Source organism: Streptomyces sp. NPDC111628 (assembly GCF_055635195.1).
Genome location: NZ_JBVKBZ010000001.1, coordinates 1,494,649 through 1,515,918, shown reverse-complemented (window position 1 = coordinate 1,515,918; position 21,270 = coordinate 1,494,649). Strand labels below are relative to the sequence as shown.

The 21,270-nt window shown below is 70.7% G+C and carries 17 protein-coding genes and 5 tRNA genes; 9 read left to right on the top strand and 13 right to left on the bottom strand.

The features are described 5' to 3' along the window. Nucleotides 1-23: 23 nt before the first annotated feature. Nucleotides 24-668 (top strand): MerR family transcriptional regulator, encoded by a 645-nt coding sequence (locus tag ACZ7MF_RS07310; protein ID WP_471475010.1) that lies wholly within the window; start codon nt 24-26, stop codon nt 666-668. 60 nt (nt 669-728) lie between these two features. On the opposite strand, the gene ACZ7MF_RS07305 is transcribed toward ACZ7MF_RS07310, so the two are convergent. The 10 genes from ACZ7MF_RS07305 to ACZ7MF_RS07260 form a co-directional block, all read right to left on the bottom strand. Then, nucleotides 729-801: transfer RNA gene (locus ACZ7MF_RS07305), tRNA-Glu, on the bottom strand. A gap of 44 nt (nt 802-845) precedes the next feature. Then, a tRNA-Gln gene (locus ACZ7MF_RS07300) sits at nt 846-917 on the bottom strand. 20 nt (nt 918-937) lie between these two features. Then, nucleotides 938-1,010, bottom strand: a tRNA-Glu gene (locus tag ACZ7MF_RS07295). A 62-nt stretch (nt 1,011-1,072) separates the two neighbouring features. Then, nucleotides 1,073-1,145 (bottom strand) — tRNA-Glu (locus ACZ7MF_RS07290). 39 nt (nt 1,146-1,184) lie between these two features. Then, nucleotides 1,185-1,256 (bottom strand) — tRNA-Gln (locus ACZ7MF_RS07285). Nucleotides 1,257-1,348: 92 nt separating this feature from the next. Beyond that, the gene (locus tag ACZ7MF_RS07280; protein ID WP_471475008.1) at nt 1,349-2,083 is read right to left on the bottom strand and encodes an HAD family hydrolase; all 735 of its coding nucleotides are present in this window, start codon (nt 2,081-2,083) and stop codon (nt 1,349-1,351) included. A 68-nt stretch (nt 2,084-2,151) separates the two neighbouring features. Further along, on the bottom strand, nt 2,152-2,547 hold the full coding sequence (locus ACZ7MF_RS07275; protein WP_471475007.1) for a RidA family protein: 396 nt from the start codon (nt 2,545-2,547) through the stop codon (nt 2,152-2,154). A gap of 108 nt (nt 2,548-2,655) precedes the next feature. Beyond that, on the bottom strand, nt 2,656-4,140 hold the full coding sequence (gene gltX, locus ACZ7MF_RS07270; RefSeq protein WP_471475006.1) for a glutamate--tRNA ligase: 1,485 nt from the start codon (nt 4,138-4,140) through the stop codon (nt 2,656-2,658). Beyond that, the gene (locus tag ACZ7MF_RS07265; RefSeq protein ID WP_356862562.1) at nt 4,133-4,918 is read right to left on the bottom strand and encodes a fumarylacetoacetate hydrolase family protein; all 786 of its coding nucleotides are present in this window, start codon (nt 4,916-4,918) and stop codon (nt 4,133-4,135) included. Before ACZ7MF_RS07265 ends, gltX begins: the two co-directional genes overlap by 8 nt. A gap of 104 nt (nt 4,919-5,022) precedes the next feature. After that, nucleotides 5,023-5,211, bottom strand: coding sequence for a hypothetical protein (locus ACZ7MF_RS07260; RefSeq protein WP_471475004.1), 189 nt, complete (start codon nt 5,209-5,211; stop codon nt 5,023-5,025). A 603-nt stretch (nt 5,212-5,814) separates the two neighbouring features. Here ACZ7MF_RS07260 and ACZ7MF_RS07255 point away from each other — a divergent pair. From ACZ7MF_RS07255 to ACZ7MF_RS07220, 8 genes are all read left to right on the top strand, one after another. Next, nucleotides 5,815-9,786 carry a sensor histidine kinase gene (locus tag ACZ7MF_RS07255; protein WP_471475003.1) on the top strand — a complete coding sequence of 1,324 codons (3,972 nt, stop codon included), beginning with the start codon at nt 5,815-5,817 and terminating at the stop codon, nt 9,784-9,786. A gap of 9 nt (nt 9,787-9,795) precedes the next feature. Then, nucleotides 9,796-10,209 carry a roadblock/LC7 domain-containing protein gene (locus tag ACZ7MF_RS07250; RefSeq protein WP_003973453.1) on the top strand — a complete coding sequence of 138 codons (414 nt, stop codon included), beginning with the start codon at nt 9,796-9,798 and terminating at the stop codon, nt 10,207-10,209. 111 nt (nt 10,210-10,320) lie between these two features. After that, entirely contained in the window at nt 10,321-10,719 is a 399-nt protein-coding gene (locus ACZ7MF_RS07245) for a DUF742 domain-containing protein (RefSeq protein WP_003973454.1), read from the top strand. Then, nucleotides 10,700-11,275, top strand: a complete 576-nt coding sequence (locus ACZ7MF_RS07240; protein ID WP_356862556.1) for a GTP-binding protein — start codon at nt 10,700-10,702, stop codon at nt 11,273-11,275. The genes ACZ7MF_RS07245 and ACZ7MF_RS07240 overlap by 20 nt, the downstream gene beginning before the upstream one ends. Nucleotides 11,276-11,681: 406 nt before the next feature. Beyond that, entirely contained in the window at nt 11,682-14,930 is a 3,249-nt protein-coding gene (locus ACZ7MF_RS07235) for a nitrate- and nitrite sensing domain-containing protein (RefSeq protein ID WP_471475001.1), read from the top strand. 10 nt (nt 14,931-14,940) lie between these two features. Further along, nucleotides 14,941-15,354, top strand: coding sequence for a roadblock/LC7 domain-containing protein (locus ACZ7MF_RS07230; protein ID WP_004983065.1), 414 nt, complete (start codon nt 14,941-14,943; stop codon nt 15,352-15,354). 94 nt (nt 15,355-15,448) lie between these two features. After that, nucleotides 15,449-16,021 carry a DUF742 domain-containing protein gene (locus ACZ7MF_RS07225; RefSeq protein ID WP_356862552.1) on the top strand — a complete coding sequence of 191 codons (573 nt, stop codon included), beginning with the start codon at nt 15,449-15,451 and terminating at the stop codon, nt 16,019-16,021. Continuing rightward, complete coding sequence (locus ACZ7MF_RS07220; protein ID WP_030216560.1) at nt 16,002-16,583, top strand: GTP-binding protein; 582 nt, start codon at nt 16,002-16,004, stop codon at nt 16,581-16,583. The genes ACZ7MF_RS07225 and ACZ7MF_RS07220 overlap by 20 nt, the downstream gene beginning before the upstream one ends. 249 nt (nt 16,584-16,832) lie before the next feature. Here the strand turns inward: ACZ7MF_RS07220 and ACZ7MF_RS07215 are convergent, their stop codons facing one another. The 3 genes from ACZ7MF_RS07215 to ACZ7MF_RS07205 form a co-directional block, all read right to left on the bottom strand. Next, a complete protein-coding gene (locus ACZ7MF_RS07215) occupies nt 16,833-17,030 on the bottom strand; it encodes an acyl-CoA carboxylase epsilon subunit (RefSeq protein WP_471475000.1) in 198 nt (65 codons plus the stop codon). A gap of 17 nt (nt 17,031-17,047) precedes the next feature. Beyond that, nucleotides 17,048-18,631, bottom strand: coding sequence for an acyl-CoA carboxylase subunit beta (locus ACZ7MF_RS07210; protein WP_356862548.1), 1,584 nt, complete (start codon nt 18,629-18,631; stop codon nt 17,048-17,050). Nucleotides 18,632-18,785: 154 nt separating this feature from the next. Beyond that, entirely contained in the window at nt 18,786-21,125 is a 2,340-nt protein-coding gene (locus ACZ7MF_RS07205; protein ID WP_471475205.1) for a polysaccharide lyase 8 family protein, read from the bottom strand. Nucleotides 21,126-21,270: the final 145 nt, after the last annotated feature.

The window sequence follows — 21,270 nt, the reverse complement described above, 5'->3', positions numbered from 1 at the left end:
CTATCCGAAGGAGGGCGCAAGGGATGCGACTGGCCGACCTGAGCAAGCGCAGCGGGGTGTCCACCGCGACGATCAAGTACTACCTGCGGGAAGGCCTGTTGCCGCCGGGCCGGCAGGTCAACGCGACCACCGCCGAGTACGACGAGGATCATCTGCGCCGGCTGCGGCTGGTGCGGGCGCTGATCCAGGTCGGCAAGGTGCCGGTGGCGACGGCCCGGGAGGTGCTGGGGCACGTCGACGACGAGTCGCTGGGCCGCACCGTCCGGCTGGGGGCGGCCCTGTGGGCGCTGCCGCAGGACGCCGAGCCGGACGCGGCGGACCCGGCCGTGGCCGCCGCGCGCGTCGAGGTGGACCGACTGCTGGATCTGCTGGGCTGGGAGACCGCCCGGGAGCTGGCGCCGCTCTCCCCCGTGCACCGCTCCCTGGTGGTGGCGGTGGCCGCGCTGCGCCGTCTCGACTATCCGTGGGACGCGGAACTGATGGCGCCCTACGGCGAGTTGATGATGGAGGTGGCCCGGCGGGACCTGGACTTCATGGAGACCCACGCGTCGGAGGCCGAGAAGGTCGAGATGGCGGTCGCGGCGGCGGTGCTCTTCCAGCCGGTGCTGCGGGCCCTGCACCGGCTGGCGCAGGAGGAGGAGTCGGCGCGGCGGTACGGCATCGAGTAGGCGTCGGGGGAACGCCGAAGGGGGCTCCCGCCTCGGCGGAAGCCCCCTTCGGACTTCGAGTACCCCCGACCGGATTCGAACCGGCGCTACCGCCTTGAGAGGGCGGCGTGCTAGGCCGCTACACAACGGGGGCATGGATCTTGCAGGCGTTCAGTGTTGCACCGCCGCAGATCCGAGCTGGTCTACCAGGACTCGAACCTAGACTAACTGAACCAGAATCAGTCGTGCTGCCAATTACACCATAGACCAATGTGGTTTAGACCAGTTCGTACCCCCGACCGGATTCGAACCGGCGCTACCGCCTTGAGAGGGCGGCGTGCTAGGCCGCTACACAACGGGGGCCCTAGCGATCCTGCATCGACAACAGTGGGAGCGACCCGAACTGTCCTCGCGGGAAGGATCTGTACCCCCGACCGGATTCGAACCGGCGCTACCGCCTTGAGAGGGCGGCGTGCTAGGCCGCTACACAACGGGGGCTTTGCGGATGTACTCCGCGGCGCAGATAAGCTCTGCGAGCTGGCCTACCAGGACTCGAACCTAGACTAACTGAACCAGAATCAGTCGTGCTGCCAATTACACCATAGGCCACTGGAACGCAAGCCCCGGAGGGGTTCTTGTTCTAGCGTTGCGCTTCCGGTTCCCGGCCCTTCGGCCCGCTCTCCGGCGGCGCAGGAAGAACATTACCCGAAGGTCGACGGGGCTCCAAAACGGGTATCGGCGCCGAGGAGCGCGGGAAGTTCGGAGAGCGAGGCGATGCGACGCGGTCCGGCCGGCGGGTCGACGGTCGCGTAGACGCCGCCGCGGTCGATCCACACGGAGAGCAGCCCGGCGTCGGCGGCGCCGCGTCCGTCGATCTCCGGATGGTCGCCGACGTAGGCGACCTCGGCCGGACCGAGGGCGAGGGCGTCGCAGGCCGCGAGGAAGGCCCCGGCCTCCGGCTTGGAGACGCCCAGCTCGGCGGCGCACAGGATGGCCTCGAAGCGGTCGTGCACGCCGAGGACGCGCAGCTTGCGGTCCTGGACGGTGAGGCTGGAGTTGGAGAGCACGGCGTGCCGGTGGCTGCCGGCGAGGGAGTCCAGGACGGGCATCACGTCCGGGAAGAGGGACCAGGCGGCCTCGTAGTGCGTGACGTACCGCTGGAACCAGTCGTCGGCCTCGGCGTCCGTCAGCTCCGGCCGGCCCAGGAAGACCCGGGTGCGGTCGCGCCGCTGTGTGACGAAGTCCACCTCGCCCGCGGAGAAACGCGCCCACTGCTGGTCGGTGATCTCCCGCCAGCGCACGAGGGCCTCCTCGGCCGATCCGTACCCGGCGAGGAGTCCTTCGGCGACCAGATGGGCACGCATGCCCTCGCGGTCGGCGGTGGTGTAGTCGAAGAGCGTGTCGTCGACGTCCCAGACCACGGCTTTGATCGGCATGGGCCCAGCCTAGGCCGCGTCGGCGCGGCGCGGGAGCGGACGGCCGGGAGAGCCTCCGAGGCCGGTGCCTACTGCGCCGCCAGGCCCTCGATCTCGACCAGCATCCGCGGGTCGGACAGGGCCCGGACCTCGGCCAGCAGGCTGGCCGGGCGGCAGTCCGCGGCGGCCAGTTCGCCCAGTACGGCGTCGTAGTGGGCCGTCACCGCCTCGATGTCGACCGTGAAGATCCGGATCTGGACGAGGTCGCTCAGGGCGAACCCGGCCCTGTCCAGCGTCTCGGCCAGGCGCCGGAAGGTCAGCCGGATCTGGCCCCGGACGTCGCCCACGGCGGCGATGCCGCCCTCGTCGTCGCGGGCCTCGTGACCGGCGACCACGAGCCAGCGCCGGGGCTGTTCGACGAGTACGGCCCGGTTGTAGGCCAGCCGGTCTCCGAAGAAGCGTGGGTCGATGTCCTCACGGCGCATGCCGTCAGTCTGCGTGCCCCTCGCGGAGGGCGCCGGGCGGAGGGAGCCGGGCGGGGTACGAGAAGGGCGGCGCCCGTGCGGACGCCGCCCCTCACGCACACTGTTCGGTTACGCCGCGAGCCGCGCCAGCGCCGCGTCGATCCGGGCCAGGGCCTTCTCCTTGCCCAGGACTTCCAGGGACTCGAAGAGGGGCAGGCCGACCGTGCGGCCGGTGACGGCGACGCGGACCGGGGCCTGGGCCTTGCCGAGCTTGAGGCCGTGGGCCTCGCCGGCGGCCAGGACGGCCTCCTTGAGGGACTCGGGGGACGTCCAGTCGGCGGCGTCGAGCTTCTCGCGGGCCGTGCTCAGGAGCGCGTCCGAGCCCTCCTTCATCGCCTTGGTCCAGCTCGCCTCGTCGAGGACCGGCTCCGGCAGGAACAGGAAGTCGACGTTGTCGGTGATCTCGGAGAGGACCTTCAGGCGGGTCTGCGCGTGCGGCGCGATCGCCTGCCACTTGGCCTCGTCGAAGTCCTCCGGCGCCCAGGGGGCGACCGGTGCCTTCAGCCAGGGGCGGCAGCGCTCGGTGAAGTCCTTGATCTCCAGGAGGCGGATGTGGTCGGCGTTGATCGCCTCGCACTTCTTGAGGTCGAAGCGCGCCGGGTTGGGCTGCACGTCGGAGACGTCGAAGGCCGCGACCATCTCCTCGATGGTGAAGATGTCCTGGTCGGCGGAGAGCGACCAGCCGAGGAGCGAGAGGTAGTTGAGCAGGCCCTCCGGGAGGAAGCCGCGCTCGCGGTAGAGGTTGAGGCTCGACTGCGGGTCGCGCTTGGACAGCTTCTTGTTGCCCTCGCCCATGACGTACGGCAGGTGGCCGAAGGCGGGGATCTCCTTGGCGACGCCCAGCTCGATCAGCGCCTTGTACAGGGCGATCTGACGCGGGGTGGAGGAGAGCAGGTCCTCGCCGCGCAGGACGTGGGTGATCTCCATGAGCGCGTCGTCGACGGGGTTGACCAGCGTGTAGAGGGGCGCTCCGTTGGCGCGGACGATGCCGTAGTCCGGGACGTTCTCCGGGAGGTAGGTGATCTCGCCGCGGACCAGGTCCGTGAAGGTGAGCGCCTCGTCGGGCATCCGGAAGCGGACGATGGGCTCGCGGCCCTGGGACGTGTACTCCGCGACCTGGGCGTCGCTCAGGTCGCGGCAGTGGCCGTCGTAGCCGGAGGGCTTGCCGGCGGCGCGGGCGGCCTCGCGGCGGGTGTCCAGCTCCTCCTGGGAGCAGTAGCAGCGGTAGGCGTGGCCGGCGTCGAGGAGCTTGGCGGCGACGTCCTGGTAGATGTCCATGCGCTGCGACTGGCGGTACGGCGCGTGCGGGCCGCCGACCTCGGGGCCCTCGTCCCAGTCGAAGCCCAGCCAGCGCATCGAGTCGAGGAGCTGGTCGTACGACTCCTCGGAGTCGCGGGCCGCGTCGGTGTCCTCGATGCGGAAGACCAGCGTGCCCTGGTGGTGGCGCGCGAAGGCCCAGTTGAACAGGGCGGTGCGGACCAGGCCCACGTGGGGGTTGCCGGTGGGGGACGGACAGAAACGGACGCGTACGGGGGAGCCGGATGCGCTAGCCACGCTTGACAACCTTGTTGGTGAGAGTGCCGATGCCTTCGATGGTGACGGCGACCTCGTCGCCGACGTTGAGGGGGCCGACGCCGGCCGGGGTGCCCGTGAGGATCACGTCGCCGGGGAGCAGTGTCATCGCCTCGGAGATGTTGACGATCAGGTCCTCGATGGAGTGGATCATCTCGCTGGTGCGGCCGAGCTGGCGCTGGGCGCCGTTGACCGTGAGCTGGACGGTGAGGTCGCCCGCGGCCGCGAGGTCGAGGTCCGTCTCCACCCAGGGGCCGAGCGGGCAGGAGGAGTCGAAGCCCTTGGCCCTGGCCCACTGCTTCTCGCGGCGCTGCACGTCGCGGGCGGTGATGTCGTTGGCGCAGGTGTAGCCGAAGATCACGTCCTGGACGCGCTCGCGCGGGACCTCGCGGCACATGCGGCCGATGACGACGGCCAGTTCGGCCTCGTGGTGCAGTTCCTCGGTGAAGGAGGGGTACTGGATGGCGTCGCCGGGGCCGATCACGGAGGTGGACGGCTTGAAGAAGGCGAACGGCGCGTCGGGCACCTCGTTGCCGAGTTCACGGGCGTGCTCGGCGTAGTTGCGGCCGAAGGCGACGACCTTGTTGGGGAGTACCGGCGGCAGGAGCCGCACCTTGCTCAGGGGCACCTTGGTGCCGGAGAGCTCGTAGTCCGCGAACGGGATGCCCTTGATGATGTCGAGGACGAGCTGGTCCGGCTGGTCGCCCTCGACCGCGCCGAAGGCGACGTTCCCGTCGATGGAGAACCTGGCGATGCGCACGGGTTGCTTGGCCCCTTGACTGAGCTGGCTGGAGTCTGACGCTCCAGGCTAACGCGGCGGGCCTGCCCGGGCAGACGCTGAACGGTCCTCGGCCCGATGCCGTACTAGTCTGCGACCGACGCCGTGACCGGGGCCTCCATGAGGATGGTGCGGCGGGGGTTGGCGGTCTGGGTGGGGAGCTCGACGGCGTGCTCCGGCTGCTCCGGCGTCTGCAGTTCGTCGGCGTCCTGGAGGTGCGCCAGCGTCGTGCGTCGCGGGTTGGCGATCTTGTGGAACATCATCGTCGTCTTCACGGTTGTACGTGGCCCTGTCGTGTCCGGGCGCCCTGGGGGCGGCGAAAGCCTCTGCGAGGGCGCAGGTTGTCGGTTTTGCCTTCTCTGTAAAGCGTCAGGCTAAACACGCGATTCCCCGTGAACCGTGGAGGAGTCCATGATCCGGATGTGAGTTTGCTCACTCATCAAGGGTCAAACCGGTCAATTGCGACGCCGAGAGCACTCCGACTAAACCGACATTGCACACCTGAAGGCATCATTCCGCTGCTGATCATGTCGACTGGGACACCCTCCACGCCTCGGCGACTCGCGGGTGTACGTCCGGTTTGCGGGTGATCACCTTCTACGTCCGGTGACTCGGCCCTCACGTGCTGTCACGTATCTCACGGCCTGCCCCACGGGCCTTGTTGGAGATCCTGCACTGTGCTGGAATTCCACGGACCGCCGCGGGATCGAGCCGGCGCACAGGGGGCGCACACCAGCGCCGAGCGGCGGTGAAGAAGGGGGAACCAGCGCCGGTCACTCACGACCAACACAGGGGCGTATTCAGGGCGCCCCTTTGACGCCGACACCGTGCCCGGCCGTTCACGCGGCAGGGCGCCTGGTCCAGAGGTTGCGACGCTAGTGCAGGGACGTTTCAAGAGGGATGGCAGCGCTTCGGCGGAGCCGGAGCCGCAGGGCGGGACTGGCCCCAAGGCCGTCAGCTCCTCGCCCCAGCACGCCCAGAACCCGGGCCAGACCCAGCCCGGCGACAGCGGGGAGCGCGCCGGTCAGGCGGCGGGCCCGTCCGCTCCCGGCCAGCAGTCGCCCACCAAGCCGGCCAAGGGCTCGACCGGCCCCGGCCCGCGAATAGCCCTGCGCAACTGGCGGATCTCCACCCGTCTGGTCTCGCTGCTGGCGCTTCCGGTGGTGGCGGCGACCTCGCTGGGCGCGTTGCGCATCAACCAGTCGATGGACGACATCCAGCAGCTCGAGAACATGAAGCTGCTGACCGAGATGACCAAGCAGGCCACGGAGCTGGCCGCCGCACTCCAGGAGGAGCGCGACCAGTCCGCCGGCCCGCTGGCCCACGGCTCGAAGTCCGGCGCGATCGCCGTCAAGGGCGACCGTGAGCAGACCGACCGGGCCCTGAAGAACTTCCTCGACAAGTCCGAGCAGATCGACGCGGCGAGCAAGGACGGCAAGCTCGTCGGCGTCCGCGACAGCCTCGTCGGCATCGCGAGCGACCTGAACGACCTGACCAAGATCCGCAGCACGGCGTACACGGCGCAGGACAACTCGACCCAGACGGTCGAGGCCTACCACCGCCTGATCACCCACCTGCTCGACCTCTCGCAGGACATGGCGGAGGCAACCAGCAACCCCGACATGATCCAGCGCACCCGCGCCCTGTCGGCCTTCTCCTCGGCCAAGGAGTACGCGTCCATCCAGCGCGCGGTCCTCGCCGCGGCCCTCCCCGCGAACAACACCAGCAAGGGCGATCTCGCCGAGAACGACCGGCTGTACGCCCAGTCCGCGCTGCAGAGCCAGACGTCCGAGATCCGCAGCTTCACCAGCATCTACGGCGAGGGCGCGGAGGACCTGCTCAAGCCGATCTCCGAGGGCAACCCGGTGATCGAGGCGTCCGACCAGTACGCGGGCCGCGCCCTCGGCAAGACCAACGGCCTGGCCAGCCTGAAGTCCCGGTCCTACCAGGACTGGCTGGACGACAGCTCCACCAAGATCCAGCAGATGAAGAACATCGAGCTGAAGCTGCTGGAGGACATGGAGCAGCAGGCTCGCGAGCTGCGCAACGAGTCCGAGCAAGAGGCCATCATCTCCGGTGTCCTCATCCTGCTCGTGCTCGGCGTCTCCCTGGTCGGCGCGTTCGTCGTGGCCCGGTCCATGATCCGCTCGCTGCGCCGCCTGGAGGACACCGCGACCAAGGTCGCCCAGGACCGCCTGCCCGAGCTGGTCAAGCAGCTCTCCGAGACCGACCCGCAGGACGTCGACACCTCGGTGGAGTCGGTCGGTGTGCACTCCCGGGACGAGATCGGCCGCGTGGCCGCGGCCTTCGACGACGTGCACCGCGAGGCGGTCCGCCTCGCCGCCGAGCAGGCCCTGCTGCGGGGCAACGTCAACGCGATGTTCACCAACCTCTCGCGCCGCTCCCAGGGCCTCATCCAGCGTCAGCTCTCGCTCATCTCCGAACTGGAGTCCCGCGAGGCCGACCCGGACCAGCTGTCCTCGCTGTTCAAGCTCGACCACCTCGCGACGCGTATGCGCCGTAACGGTGAGAACCTCCTCGTCCTCGCGGGTGAGGAGCCCGGCCGCCGCTGGACCCGTCCGGTGCCGCTGGTCGACGTGCTCCGCGCCGCCGCCTCCGAGGTGGAGCAGTACGAGCGCATCGAGCTGGCCTCCGTGCCGAGCACCGAGGTCGCCGGCCGCGTGGTCAACGACCTCGTGCACCTGCTCGCCGAGCTGCTGGAGAACGCGACGTCGTTCTCCTCGCCGCAGACCAAGGTCAAGGTCACCGGTCACGCACTGCCCGACGGCCGGGTGCTGATCGAGATCCACGACACCGGTATCGGCCTCTCGCCGGAGGACCTGGCCGCGATCAACGAGCGGCTCGCCTCGCCGCCCACCGTGGACGTCTCCGTCTCCCGCCGCATGGGTCTGTTCGTGGTCGGCCGCCTCTCGCAGCGCCACGGCATCCGCATCCAGCTGCGTCCCTCCGACTCCGGCGGTACGACCGCGCTGGTCATGCTGCCCGTCGACGTCGCCCAGGGTGGCCGCAAGCCGCAGCCGAAGCCGGGTCAGCCCGGCGCGGGCAACGGCGGTCCGGCGGCCGCCCAGGCGGCCGCCGGTGTCGCCGCGGCCCGCCGTGGCGGTCAGGGCGGCGGTGCCCTCGCGGGCAGCGGTGCCTTCGGCGGTGGAAGTGGCGGCGGTGCCCTCGGCTCCGGTGCGCCGGGCGGCCGGCTCGGTGCCGGTCAGGGGCCGCGGGCCGCACTGCCCGGGCGCGACGCGGGCGGCCGCCCGGGTGCGCCGGGTGGCGCGCGCGGGCCCCAGTCCCCCGCGGTCCCGGGCCAGCAGAACCGCCCGGCTCCGGCCGGTGCCGGTGCCGGTGCCGGTCAGCAGGCGCCCGGTGCTCCGCAGGGTCTTCAGGCCGCGGGCATGAACGCGCCGCAGGGCAACGCGCCGGCGAACAACGCCTCGCAGGGTCAGGACATGTTCGGCGGCAGCCGCACTCCCGGTGCGCCTCCGCAGCGCAAGCGGGGCGGCAACGGCGACGCCGAGCAGGGCCGTCGTCCGCAGCTGCCGCCGCGCGGCGGTCCGCGGGCCGAGCTGCCCGGCGGCAACCCGCAGCCGCGGGTGCCCAGCTGGAGCGACGAGAACGCGCAGCCGCCGGTGGAGCGGGCCTCGCTGGACGCCCCGCGCGGCCACGACGAGCCGGACAGCTCCCGCACCGACCGGACGCCGCGCCTCGACGAGCGCCAGGGCCCGGGCTCGACCGCCGAGATGCCGGCCGTGCCCCGGTTCGGCGAGCCCCAGTCCCCCGCCGCCACGGCCGAGTTCGCCCGCCCCGACTTCGACGCCCCGGCACCCCGTCGGGACGAGCCGCAGGGCACCGGCCAGTTCGCCCAGCCCGGCCAGAACCAGTACGACGCGCGGAACGAGTACGAGGACCAGTACGGCCAGGGCCAGTACGGGCAGAACCAGTTCGGGCAGGGTCAGTACGGTCAGACCGGGTCCGGCCAGGACCAGTACGACCAGGCTCGGTTCGGCCAGGACGTCCCGCAGAACGACCAGTTCGCGCGGCCCGAGCCGGCCGCGCCGCAGCAGGACGGCGGAGCCTTCGTCCGCTCGGACGTCTTCGGCGGCCAGCCCGCCCCGAACGGCCAGGCACCGGCCGACCGGTTCGCCGCCACCCAGGGCTACGACAACGGCTCGACCGGTCAGCACGACCTGCCGGGCCGTCAGAACCCGGCCGTCACCGGCCAGTTCGAGCGTCCGCAGGCGGGTGGCACGCAGGGCGGGAACGACTTCGGCGCCCCGCGTCCGCCGGCCCCGCAGCGACCGGTTCCGCAGGAGCCCGCGGGTCAGAGCACCAACGGAACTCCCGCGCAGCGGCCCGGAGACGGCTGGGCCCTGCCCCCGGCCTCCGGTCCCGGTGACGGACGTACGCCGCTGTACGACACGCTGGAGACCAACTGGTTCCACGGAGACCGCGAGGCGAGGGCGCAGCAGGCCGCCCCGGCCGCGTCCCCGGAGCCGCAGGCCGCCCAGCCCCAGACCCCGGCGGCCCCCCAGCGGCCGGCCACCTCGGCCTGGCGCAGCTCGCCGAACGACGATCTCGTCCGGCAGGCGGAGCGCGTCAGGCAGCCGGCCGCGGGTGGGGTCACCACCTCCGGCCTTCCGCGCCGGGTACCCCGGGCCAACCTCGTCCCGGGGACGGCTCAGCAGCAGTCGCACCAGAGCGGTCCGGCGGTTTCGCGTGCGCCCGACGACGTGCGCGGCCGGCTGACCAATCTCCGTCGGGGAATCGCACAGGGCCGTCAGGCCGGTACCAACCAGACCGGCAGCTATCCGCGGCCCACTCACCAGCAGGAGCGTTAGTTGAGCCCGATGAGCCAGGCGGCACAGAACCTCAACTGGTTGATCACGAATTTCGTGGACAACACCCCGGGGGTGTCCCACACCGTCGTCGTGTCCGCCGACGGACTCCTCCTGGCGATGTCGGAGGGCTTCCCTCGCGACCGCGCCGACCAGCTCGCGGCCGTCGCCTCGGGACTGACCTCGCTGACCGCCGGGGCGTCCCGGATCTTCGAGGGCGGCAACGTGGCGCAGACGGTCGTGGAGATGGAGCGGGGGTTCCTCTTCCTCATGTCCGTCTCGGACGGCTCGTCCCTGGCCGTCCTCGCGCACCCGGAGTGCGACATCGGCCTCGTCGGCTACGAGATGGCGCTCCTGGTCGACCGCGCGGGTGCGGTCCTCACACCCGACCTGCGCGCTGAACTACAAGGCAGTCTGCTCCACTGATCGGCCCCGGCACCACCCGTGTTACCAAATCACCGTCCGGCCGCCACAATCCCCCCACCGGCCTCGTCAGACGGCTTGACTGACCGACTTGCTGTCCCGCCCGGAGGATTCATGACCCCGCCCACCGCCTCTCATGATCCGTACGCGGAGCCGTACGAGGACGAGGGCGACCAGCCGCTGGTACGTCCCTACGCGATGACCGGTGGCCGGACCAGGCCGCGCTACCAGCTCGCCATCGAGGCGCTGATCAGTACGACGGCCGACCCGGCAGCGCTCATGGGGCTGCTTCCCGAGCACCAGCGGATCTGCCACTTGTGCCGCGAGGTGAAATCGGTGGCCGAGGTGTCGGCCCTGCTGGCGATGCCGCTCGGGGTGGCGCGGATCCTGGTCGCGGACCTCGCGGAGGCAGGGCTCGTCGCCATTCACCAGCCTGGCGGAGACGAGAACAACGGCGGTGCGCCTGACGTGACACTGCTCGAAAGGGTGCTCAGTGGACTTCGAAAGCTCTGACGGAGGGCGGGCGACCACCTCCGCGAAGATCGTGGTGGCCGGCGGCTTCGGCGTCGGCAAGACCACGTTCGTGGGCGCCGTCTCCGAGATCAACCCTCTGCGCACCGAGGCCGTGATGACCTCGGCCAGCGCCGGGATCGACGACCTCACGCACGCCGGGGACAAGACGACCACCACGGTCGCCATGGACTTCGGCCGCATCACGCTCGACCAGGACCTGATCCTGTACCTGTTCGGCACGCCCGGCCAGGACCGGTTCTGGTTCATGTGGGACGACCTGGTGCGCGGCGCCATCGGCGCGATCGTGCTGTGCGACACGCGCCGGCTGGCCGACTGCTTCCCGGCCGTCGACTACTTCGAGAACAGCGGCTTGCCGTTCGTCGTGGCGCTCAACGGCTTCGACGGCCAGCAGCCGTACAACCCGGACGAGGTCCGGGAGGCGCTGCAGATCGGCCCGGACACGCCGATCATCACGACCGACGCCCGGCACCGCTCCGACGCGAAGTCGGCGCTGATCACGCTGGTCGAGCACGCGCTGATGGCCCGTCTGCGGTAGGTCCACCGACCGCCGCAGCCAAGTCGGCAGGGGTCTACGGCACTTGTCGTAGACGGTTCGGAGCCGACTGTGTCCTTTGACACGGTCGGCTCCGCTGTTCATAACGTTTCGGCAGAGGAATCGGGTGGTACCGACACGCGACGCGGTCGACTGGTCTCGCTGCGCGCACGAACGCCTCGTCTTTTGACGGACCTCGCTCTTTATGACCGTTTTACGTGGGGCTTACATCACGTGTAACCCCCGCGTTCCACTGTTTGGAAGAGCGCTGGTCGCCGTGCTGGAATGCCAGAACTGCCCCATGGTCTAAGACGTACTCAGCAGTAGTGCGTACTCGATGACTGACGGAGTGGGTTCTGAGACACAGCGGCACGACACAGGTGCCGACCGCCGAGAGGTTGTTGGTCGAGTGAGGCGAAGCAAGAACAGTCCCGAGCCATCGGCCCGGGGCAACTTCACCCCGCCGCCGCGCACAGCGGCGCCCGCCCCCGCCCCCGCCGCGGAACCCAAGGCCGAGCCGCCCGCGCCGAGCGGTGGCCGTTTCACGCCGCGCAACTGGCGGGTGACCACCCGGCTGAACGCGATCCTGCTCATCCCCGTGCTGGTCGGCCTCGTCATGGGCGGCTTCCAGGTGAAGAGCTCGATCGACACCTGGCAGGACGCAGAGGACGCCGAGAGCACCGCGCGTCTCGTACGCGCCTCCCTCGGCTACGCCAACGCGCTCTACAACGAGCGCGACATCACGGCGGCCCCCCTGTTGCAGGGCAAGGGTGAGAAGGACACCACCGTCGCCGCGGCCCGCCAGGCCACCGACGAGGCGGCCGACACCTTCGACGCGGCGGCCCAGGGCATGCCCGGCAAGGCCGGTCTGGAACGCCGGCTGAAGGTCTTCCGCGAGCAGGAGCCCAAGCTCCAGACGCTGCGGGCGGCCGCGTACACCTCCAAGCTCAAGGGCGTGGAGACCGAGGAGGGCTACACCGGCGTCGCCCACCCCCTGATGGAGTTCGCCAACGAGCTCGGTCTGGGCACCGGCAACATCACCTCCTACGGCCGTACCGTCTACGCGATCTCCCTGACCAAGGCCGCGCTCTCCCTGGAGCGCTCCATCGGCATGCACATGCTGGTCAAGCCGGGTCCGGAGCCCGGCCACCTCGCCAGCCAGCGCGTCGCGCTCTCCTCGTACGCCTACCTGGAGCGCATCGCGATCGAGGAGTACATCGGCGGCGGCACCGAGGCGGACGCGCAGAAGCTCGAGGACGCCGAGGCCAAGCTCAAGGAGGACGGGGCGGCCATGGCCAAGGAGGCCAAGGCCAAGGACCCGGACTACGTACCGCCGCCGTCCAACCCGACGACGATGATCTCGGAGCTGGCCGGACTCGAGTCCACCGACACCAGTGACCGCGCGGACCTCGCCCAGCAGGGCATCACGCCGGAAAACTGGTGGGCGGTCAACACCCTCAAGTTCGACGCGTACCAGAAGATCGAGTCGGACCTGGCCGACAAGGCGGTGTCCGAGGCGTCCACGATCGCCGACGACGCCGAGCGGGACGCCTACATCACGGGTGCCGCGGTCGTGATCGCGCTGCTCGCCGCGTTCGTCCTGGCCGGCATGGTGGCCCGCGGAATGAGCCGCTCCATGCGCCAGCTGCGCAACGCCGCCTTCGGCATCGCCGAGCAGCGCCTGCCGATGCTGGTCGACCAGCTCTCCCGCACCGACCCCGGCCGGGTCGACACCCGGGTCCAGCCGATCCCGATCACCTCGACCGACGAGATCGGCGAGGTCGCCCGCGCCTTCGACCAGGTGCACCGCGAGGCGGTCCGGCTCGCCGCCGAGCAGGCGCTGCTGCGGGGCAACATCAACGCGATCTTCACCAACCTGTCGCGCCGCAACCAGTCGCTGATCGAGGGCCAGCTGAGCCTGATCACCGACCTGGAGAACAACGAGGCCGACCCGGACCAGCTGGAGAACCTCTTCCGCCTGGACCACCTGGCCACCCGTATGCGCCGCAACGGCGAGAACCTCCTGGTCCTCGCCGGCGAGGAGCCCGGCCGCCGCTGGGACCAGCCGGTCCCGCTGGTCGACGTGCTGCGCGCCGCCTCCTCCGAGGTGGAGCAGTACGAGCGCATCGAGCTGTCCGGCGTGCCGGAGGCCGAGATCCACGGCCGCGCCGTGACCGACCTCGTGCACCTGCTCGCCGAGCTGCTCGAGAACGCCACCACGTTCTCCTCGCCGCAGACCAAGGTCCGCGTCACCGCGACCCGGCTGCCCGACGGCCGTGTGATGGTCGAGATCCACGACAAGGGCATCGGCCTGACCGCCGAGGACTTCGCGGACATCAACCACAAGCTGGCCAACCCGCCGACCGTGGACGCCGCGATCTCGCAGCGCATGGGCCTGTTCGTGGTCGGCCGGCTGTCCGACCGGCACGGCATCCGCGTGCAGCTGCGCCCCTCCGGCGAGCAGGCCGGCACCACCTCGCTGGTCATGCTCCCGGACGCCATCACCCACGGTGGCGGCGGCGAGCAGCAGCCGCGCGACGAGTTCACGGTCTCGCAGATCATCCCGGAGCAGAACTTCCAGGGCGAGAGCTTCGGCCAGGTGGGCCAGGTCGGCCAGCCCATGCGGACCGCCGCCGAGCTGGGCTTCGACGACAGCCGGTACGCCGAGATCCCCGACGACATACGCGAGCTGGACCCGGTGGGGCGCTCGCTGATGCGCGAGGAGCGCCGCGCGGCTCTGGAGGCCCAGTCGCCTCCCGAGCTGCCCGGTCCCGCTGACCAGGGGGGCGCCGGGAACGACGGGGCCACCGGCTTCCAGGACCGGTTCACCGGACAGCAGCCGGGCTACGACCAGTCCCTCGACGGCTACCAGCAGCAGCCGAACGGCGCGTACCAGGAGTCGCCGAACGGAACGTACGACCAGCAGTCGCCGAACGGAACGTATGACCAGCAGTCGGCGTACGCCGACCCGCAGCAGGCGTACCAGGAACCGCAGCAGGCGTCGTACGACGAGCAGTACTACGCGCCGAACGGCGGTGTGCCGGACGCCGGGAACTACTCCCCCTTCGAGCAGCGGCGCCACCAGGACGACTGGCCGCAGCAGGACGGATACCAGAACGGTTATCCGGACCAGTACCCGACCGGTGCGCCCCAGGCGCAATCCGCCGAGGCCGCTGACGTGACCGAGACGGACCGCGTAGGCTTCGACCGTCCGGGGCCGGCCCCCTCCGCCGCCCACGAGCTGACCGACGCCGGTCTTCCCCGCCGCGGATCCACCGCGAGCGGCGCGGGCGATGCGGGGCACGTGGGCCAGGAGACGCCGGCCGCCGCACCGGGGGCGGGCGGCGAGGACACCTGGCGGTCGGCCAACGACGACCGCTGGCAGCAGGCCTCTTCGCTGCGCAGGCCCAAGGCGGGCGGGGTGACCTCCTCGGGCCTGCCGCGGCGGGTACCCAAGGCCAACCTGGTCGAGGGCGCGGCCGAAACCACTCCACAGGGAGGCCCCCAGGTCTCCCGCGCTCCGGAGGACGTCCGGGGCAGGCTGAGCAACCTGCGGCGCGGCGTCGAGCGAGGCCGCAACGCAGGCATTGAAACGAACGGCCAGGACACAAGGAATGAACACCGTGGTCCTGACAGCACCTACAACCAGGAGCGTTAGTGTGAGCCCGATGAGCCAGGCGGCGCAGAACCTGAACTGGTTGATCACCAACTTCGTGGACAACACCCCGGGGGTGTCCCACACGGTGGTGGTCTCCGCCGACGGACTCCTTCTGGCGATGTCCGAAGGGTTCCCTCGCGACCGAGCCGATCAGCTCGCTGCCGTCGCCTCCGGCCTGACCTCGCTGACCGCCGGTGCCTCGCGCATCTTCGAGGGCGGCAGCGTGAACCAGACGGTTGTGGAGATGGAGCGCGGATTCCTCTTCATCATGTCCATCTCCGACGGCTCGTCCCTCGCGGTTCTCGCACACCCCGAGGCGGACATCGGTCTCATTGGGTACGAGATGGCCCTTCTGGTGGACCGTGCCGGCACGGTTTTGACGCCCGATCTGCGGGCGGAGCTCCAAGGGAGCCTTCTCAACTAAAGGACAGACGGTGCGTTTTGGCGTCCCGTGGCCGTAAAGTTTCGGGACGCGGCTCCACAGCGTTGGGTGCCAGGCACAGTCGGAGGAGGAAAAAGTGGCAACACCCCCAGGCGGTCCGTCATCGGGCAACTGGTCGTACGGCCCTGGTCAGGGCCGAGGCGACGGCTCGGCGAACGGGTACGGCTACCCCTCCGTGCCGAGCCACCGGCAGCCGTACGCGCCGCAGGGCCCCGGCCCTTCGCCGTACGACCAGCCGCATGCTCCGCGCATCCAGCCCGTGCAGCCGCAGCGCCGCACCCCTGAGCCGGCGCCCGCCGGGGCGTCGAACAACCCCCTGGTGCGCCCGTACGCCATGACGGGCGGCCGCACCAGGCCCCGGTACCAGCTCGCCATCGAGGCGCTGGTGCACACCACCGCGCAGCCGCACCAGATGCAGGGCCAACTGCCCGAGCATCAGCGGATCTGCAACCTCTGCCGGGAGATCAAGTCGGTGGCCGAGGTCTCGGCCCTCCTGACGATCCCTCTCGGCGTGGCCAGGATCCTCGTCGCCGACTTGGCGGAGGCGGGACTGGTCGCCATCCATCAGCCCGGCGGCGACGAGAGCGCCGGCGGCCAGCCAGACGTGACACTGCTCGAAAGGGTGCTCAGTGGACTTCGCAAGCTCTAGCGGCGGTCCTTCCCGCTCCACCACTTCCGCGAAGATCGTGGTGGCGGGCGGCTTCGGCGTGGGCAAGACCACGTTCGTCGGCGCTGTCTCGGAGATCAACCCGCTGCGCACCGAGGCCGTGATGACATCCGCTTCGGCGGGCATCGACGACCTCACCCACACGGGGGACAAGACGACCACGACGGTCGCCATGGACTTCGGCCGCATCACGCTCGACCAGGACCTGATCCTGTACCTCTTCGGTACGCCCGGCCAGGACCGGTTCTGGTTCATGTGGGACGACCTGGTGCGCGGCGCCATCGGCGCGATCGTCCTGGTCGACACGAGGCGGCTCGCCGACTGCTTCCCCGCGGTCGACTACTTCGAGAACAGCGGTCTGCCGTTCGTGATCGCGCTCAACGGCTTCGACGGCCAGCAGCCGTACCAGCCGGACGAGGTCCGCGAGGCCCTCCAGATCGGCCCGGACACCCCGATCATCACGACGGACGCGCGGCATCGGGCCGACGCGAAGTCTGCGCTGATCACTCTCGTGGAGCACGCGCTGATGGCGCGGTTGCGCTAGCCGCTTAGCCTGCGGGCAGTCGTGCCTCCCCCAGTGCCTTAAGGGCCTGGGAGGTGCCCCCAGGGCGGCACGGGTGGGCGCAGGCGGCACCTCGACAGCGCCGAGTTGCGCGACGCCCCCTGCGGCCACTGGGCTGCCGGGGGCGGTTTCGTTGCCGGGTGCGCGTAGTACGTGGCTGGTCGCGCAGTTCCCCGCGCCCCTAAACGAGCGAGGCCCCTCCTGGCGGAGGGGCCTCGCTCGTGTCTCGGGTCAGCGCCAGCTGTGCGGCGCCCTGAAACCCGGCTCGCGTTCCAGGCGGCGCCAGCCCGCGCGGGCCCGGCCGCCGCCGTGGGTCGGGGCGATCTCGGTGGGGCGGGCGGCGGCGCGGGCCAGGAGGAGGGCCGTGATGGCGGCGACTTCCTCGGGCTCGGCGTGGCCCTTCTCGACGCGGATGTCGGAAGTGGACATGGAAGTGGCTCCTCGGGTCACTGCGGCGGGTTGCCGTGCTTGCGGGAGGGCAGGTCGGCGTGCTTGGTGTGGAGCATCGCCAGGGACTTGATCAGCACCTCGCGGGTTTCGGCGGGGTCGATGACGTCGTCGACCAGGCCGCGTTCGGCCGCGTAGTAGGGGTGCATCAGCTCGGACTTGTACTCCTTGACCATGCGCGCCCGCATGGCCTCGGGGTCCTCGGCGTCGGCGATCTGCCGGCGGAAGATGACGTTCGCGGCACCTTCCGCGCCCATGACGGCGATCTCGTTGGTCGGCCAGGCGTAGGTGAGGTCGGCGCCGATGGACTGGCTGTCCATGACGATGTAAGCACCTCCGTACGCCTTCCGCAGGATCAGCGAGATCCGGGGCACGGTCGCGTTGCAGTAGGCGTAGAGGAGCTTGGCGCCGTGGCGGATGATGCCGCCGTGCTCCTGGTCGACGCCGGGCAGGAAGCCGGGTACGTCCAGAAGGGTGATGATCGGGATGTTGAAGGCGTCGCACATCTGGACGAAGCGGGCGGCCTTCTCCGAGGCCTCGATGTCCAGGACGCCGGCCAGGGCCTGCGGCTGGTTGGCGACGATGCCCACGACCTGGCCGTCGAGGCGGGCCAGCGCGCAGATGATGTTGCGGGCCCAGCGCTCGTGGACCTCCAGGTACTCGCCCTCGTCGACGAGTTCCTCGATGACCTTGGTCATGTCGTACGGGCGGTTGCCGTCCGCCGGGACCAGGTCGAGGAGCGTGTCCGAGCGGCGGTCCACTGGGTCGGAGGACTCGGCGCGGGGCGGGTTCTCCCGGTTGTTCTGCGGGAGGAGGGAGAGGAGGTAGCGGACTTCGGCGAGGCAGGTCTCCTCGTCGTCGTAGGCGAAGTGGCAGACGCCGGACGTCTCGGCGTGCACGTCGGCGCCGCCCAGGCCGTTCTGCGTGATCTCCTCGCCGGTGACCGCCTTGACCACGTCGGGGCCCGTGATGAACATCTGCGAGGTGTCGCGGACCATGAAGACGAAGTCCGTCAGGGCGGGGCTGTAGGCCGCGCCGCCCGCGCACGGGCCGAGCATCACGCTGATCTGCGGGATGACTCCGGACGCCTTGGTGTTGCGCTGGAAGATGCCGCCGTACCCGGCGAGCGCGCTGACGCCCTCCTGGATGCGGGCGCCGGCGCCGTCGTTCAGCGACACCAGCGGGGCACCGGCCGCGATGGCCATGTCCATGATCTTGTGGATCTTCGTGGCGTGGGCCTCGCCCAGCGCGCCGCCGAAGATCCGGAAGTCGTGGGCGTAGACGAAGACCGTGCGGCCCTCGACCGTGCCCCAGCCGGTGATGACACCGTCGGTGTACGGCTTCTTGGCCTCCAGACCGAACCCGGTGGCCCGGTGCCGGCGCAGCTGCTCGACCTCGCGGAAGGAGTCGGGGTCCAGGAGCAGCTCGATGCGCTCGCGTGCGGTCAGCTTGCCCTTGGCGTGCTGCGCCGCCGTCGCCTTCTCGCTCGGCCCGGCGAGCGCCTGCGCACGGATCTCGTGCAGCTCGGCCACGCGTCCACGCGCGTCCGTCGGCTCGCCCGGCGCCTCATCCAAAACGGTCATGTAGCGACTCTACGAAGCCGACCAAGGATTGCGAGCCGTCGACTCCGTACAGTCTCCGGCCCGTTTTCCTGGTAGCACTGAACAGAACCCCTACTCCATGCAGCCTTTTCGACTGCTCAGGGGGCCTCTTGGTTGTAGGGGTCGCACAAAGCCGTCAGCTGAGAGTCACCTCACATTCATGGGAGGTACATACCACCCCTGGAGTGACGCGGAGGTGCAGTCGGCGGCCCGTCGCGAGGATCTCGACCGTCTCGTCGGCCCGCAGCACCGCTCCCACCGGGTGGTCCCAGACGATCTCCAGGGCCTCTCCCGTGCGCGGCGGTTCGCTCACCCGGAGCGTAGCGGTACGGCCCCGGCGGCGGACGAGCACACTCGCCCCGGCCGTCGCGGTGAGCGGGCCCGCGGCGCCGGCCTGCCAGAAGTTGGCGGCCGTGAGACCGAGGGAGGGGACGGTCACCGCCTGGCGGCGGTCGTCGTTGGCGATAACCCTGAGCCAGTGGCGGTCCGCGGCGCGGCGGGCCACGGCCGCTCGGGAGGCGCCCGGCATGACGGTGTAGACGTAGTCGGCGTCGGCCGGGTCGGTGCCGTGGTCGAGCCAGAGGGTCTGCCAGCGGCGGGTGCGGCGCTCGGTCGTGCTGGTGGTGTTGATGTCGGACCAGGAGCCGGTGCGGTCCTCGCGCAGGGTCCGCAGGGCGCCCTCGGGCACGATCCAGCCGCCGTGACCCTCCAGGTGGGCCCAGCGCCGGCCGCGTACGAGGGCCTGGGTGCCGCCCTCCCCCAGGTTGCGGTTGTCCACGACCGTCTCGACCGGTACGCCGTCCGCGCAGGTGATGCCGGCGCCCAGGCAGACCACGGCGTCGTCGAGGAAGAACCAGGACTTGCGGGCCTCCAGTGTGGAGCCGAGCCCCTTGAGATGCTGCCCCACCGCGGCGTACTCGCCGTCGGTCGCGCCGCCGACCCATCGCACGTCCGGTTTGGGCTCGCCCCACTCGCCGCCCGCCCGGTCGGCCAGGCGCTTGGTGGAGACGGTGGTGCCGGGCAGCCGGTACCAGTCGACGGTGGGCCAGAACCAGTCTGTGTACTGGTCGGTCCGGTCGGAGGAGGTCCCGTTCGCCCACCAGGTGAGCATGCCCGCGCCGGTGTGCCAGCCGCGCGGGTTCTCGCCGTTGCCGCACTCGTAGTGGGCGATGCGGTCACTGGCCATGGCGAGGCCCGCGGTGAAGGCCGGGCGGCGGTGGACGGCGCGGTCCATGGCCGCGAAGAGGTGATGCCCGGCGGGTTCGGGGGCGGCCTCGCCGGGGGCGGCGGCGATCGCGTGCAGCCGGGCCAGGTCGGCGACCGGGAACTGGGGCGCGGTCAGGGCCGGGGCGACGGTGTCCCGTTCGATCCAGCCCTTGATCCGGGCGTACCAGCGCTCCCGCTCGGCGTCGCTCGCCCCGCCCGCGAGGACCGCCATGGCGGCGACGAGCTGCTGGCCGTGGAAGTGGTCGCTGCGCATGACGTGCAGGTCGTCGCTCTTGAGGTAACCCCGGCTGATGGCTCGCCCGTTGACGATGTCCATGACGAGGCCGTCGTGGATCAGGGGTGCGTAGGCGTGCTCGACACTGTCGAGGACGATCTGCCTGCCCGGGTCGGTCACCTCCCACTCGGAGCCGGCCAGCAGGGTGAACAGCCGGCCGAGGCCGTCCAGCATGACCTGGCCGTACGTCCCCGAGTAGGCGACCCAGGTGTGCTGGACGAACGAGCCGTCGGCGTAGAGCCCGTCCCCCTCGGTGACGTACGGGAAGACCGGTGAGAGGGCGTCGCGGGCCAGGGCGATCTTGGCGGGGGCCCGGCCCAGGACGCCGCGCAGGGCGACGGAGCGGCACAGGTCGACGCGGTTGGCGCCGGTGGAGGTGCCGGTGTAGTCGCCGAGCATCGTGTCGGGGACGAAGTGGTCGACGGCGGCGCAGGCGGCGGCCACGCGGTCGGTGCCGAGGTGGTCGTACAGGGCGGCCGTGATGTCCATCAGGAGCCGGGGGCTGCCGATCTGCCACTCCCACCAGTTGCCGTAGCGGGTGGTGGCGGGGTTGTAGACGGTGGCCGAGAGATGGTCGAGGCCGCGCAGGATGTCGGCGAGGAGGGCGGGGTCGCCGGTGGCGCCGGTGCCCTCCTGCACGTACGCCTCGGTCATCGTCCACAGGCGGCCGTAGGCGAAGGTGATGCCGGTGGGCGGGTCGAAGGGGTGGCCGGGCCACAGGGAGGTGGAGGTGGGGGCCATGGTGGCGCGGTGCTCGCGGGCGCGCTCGCCGGTCCCGGCGAGGCGGGAGGCGTACGGCTCGGCGGCCGGGTCGTAGCCGGTGCCGAGGGTGATGTCGAGCCAGCGGCGGCGGAGGGTGTCGTAGGGGTCGGCGGCGGCGGCCGCGGCGCGGGGGACGGCGGCGAGGGCGGCGGCCGCTGCCGCCGCGAGCAGGACCGCGCGGCGGGTGGGGGCGGTGGGGCGCTGTGGGGTCATGCTCATGCCGTCTATCACGCCGGAGGGCGGGAGGGGAACGGTGCCGCGACACGTGTGGCGCGGGTGGTTGATGACGGCGCGGAATAGTCCTAGAGTCGAACCCGTTGGACTGGTTGAACATTCAACTTCAAGCCTTCCCCGGAGG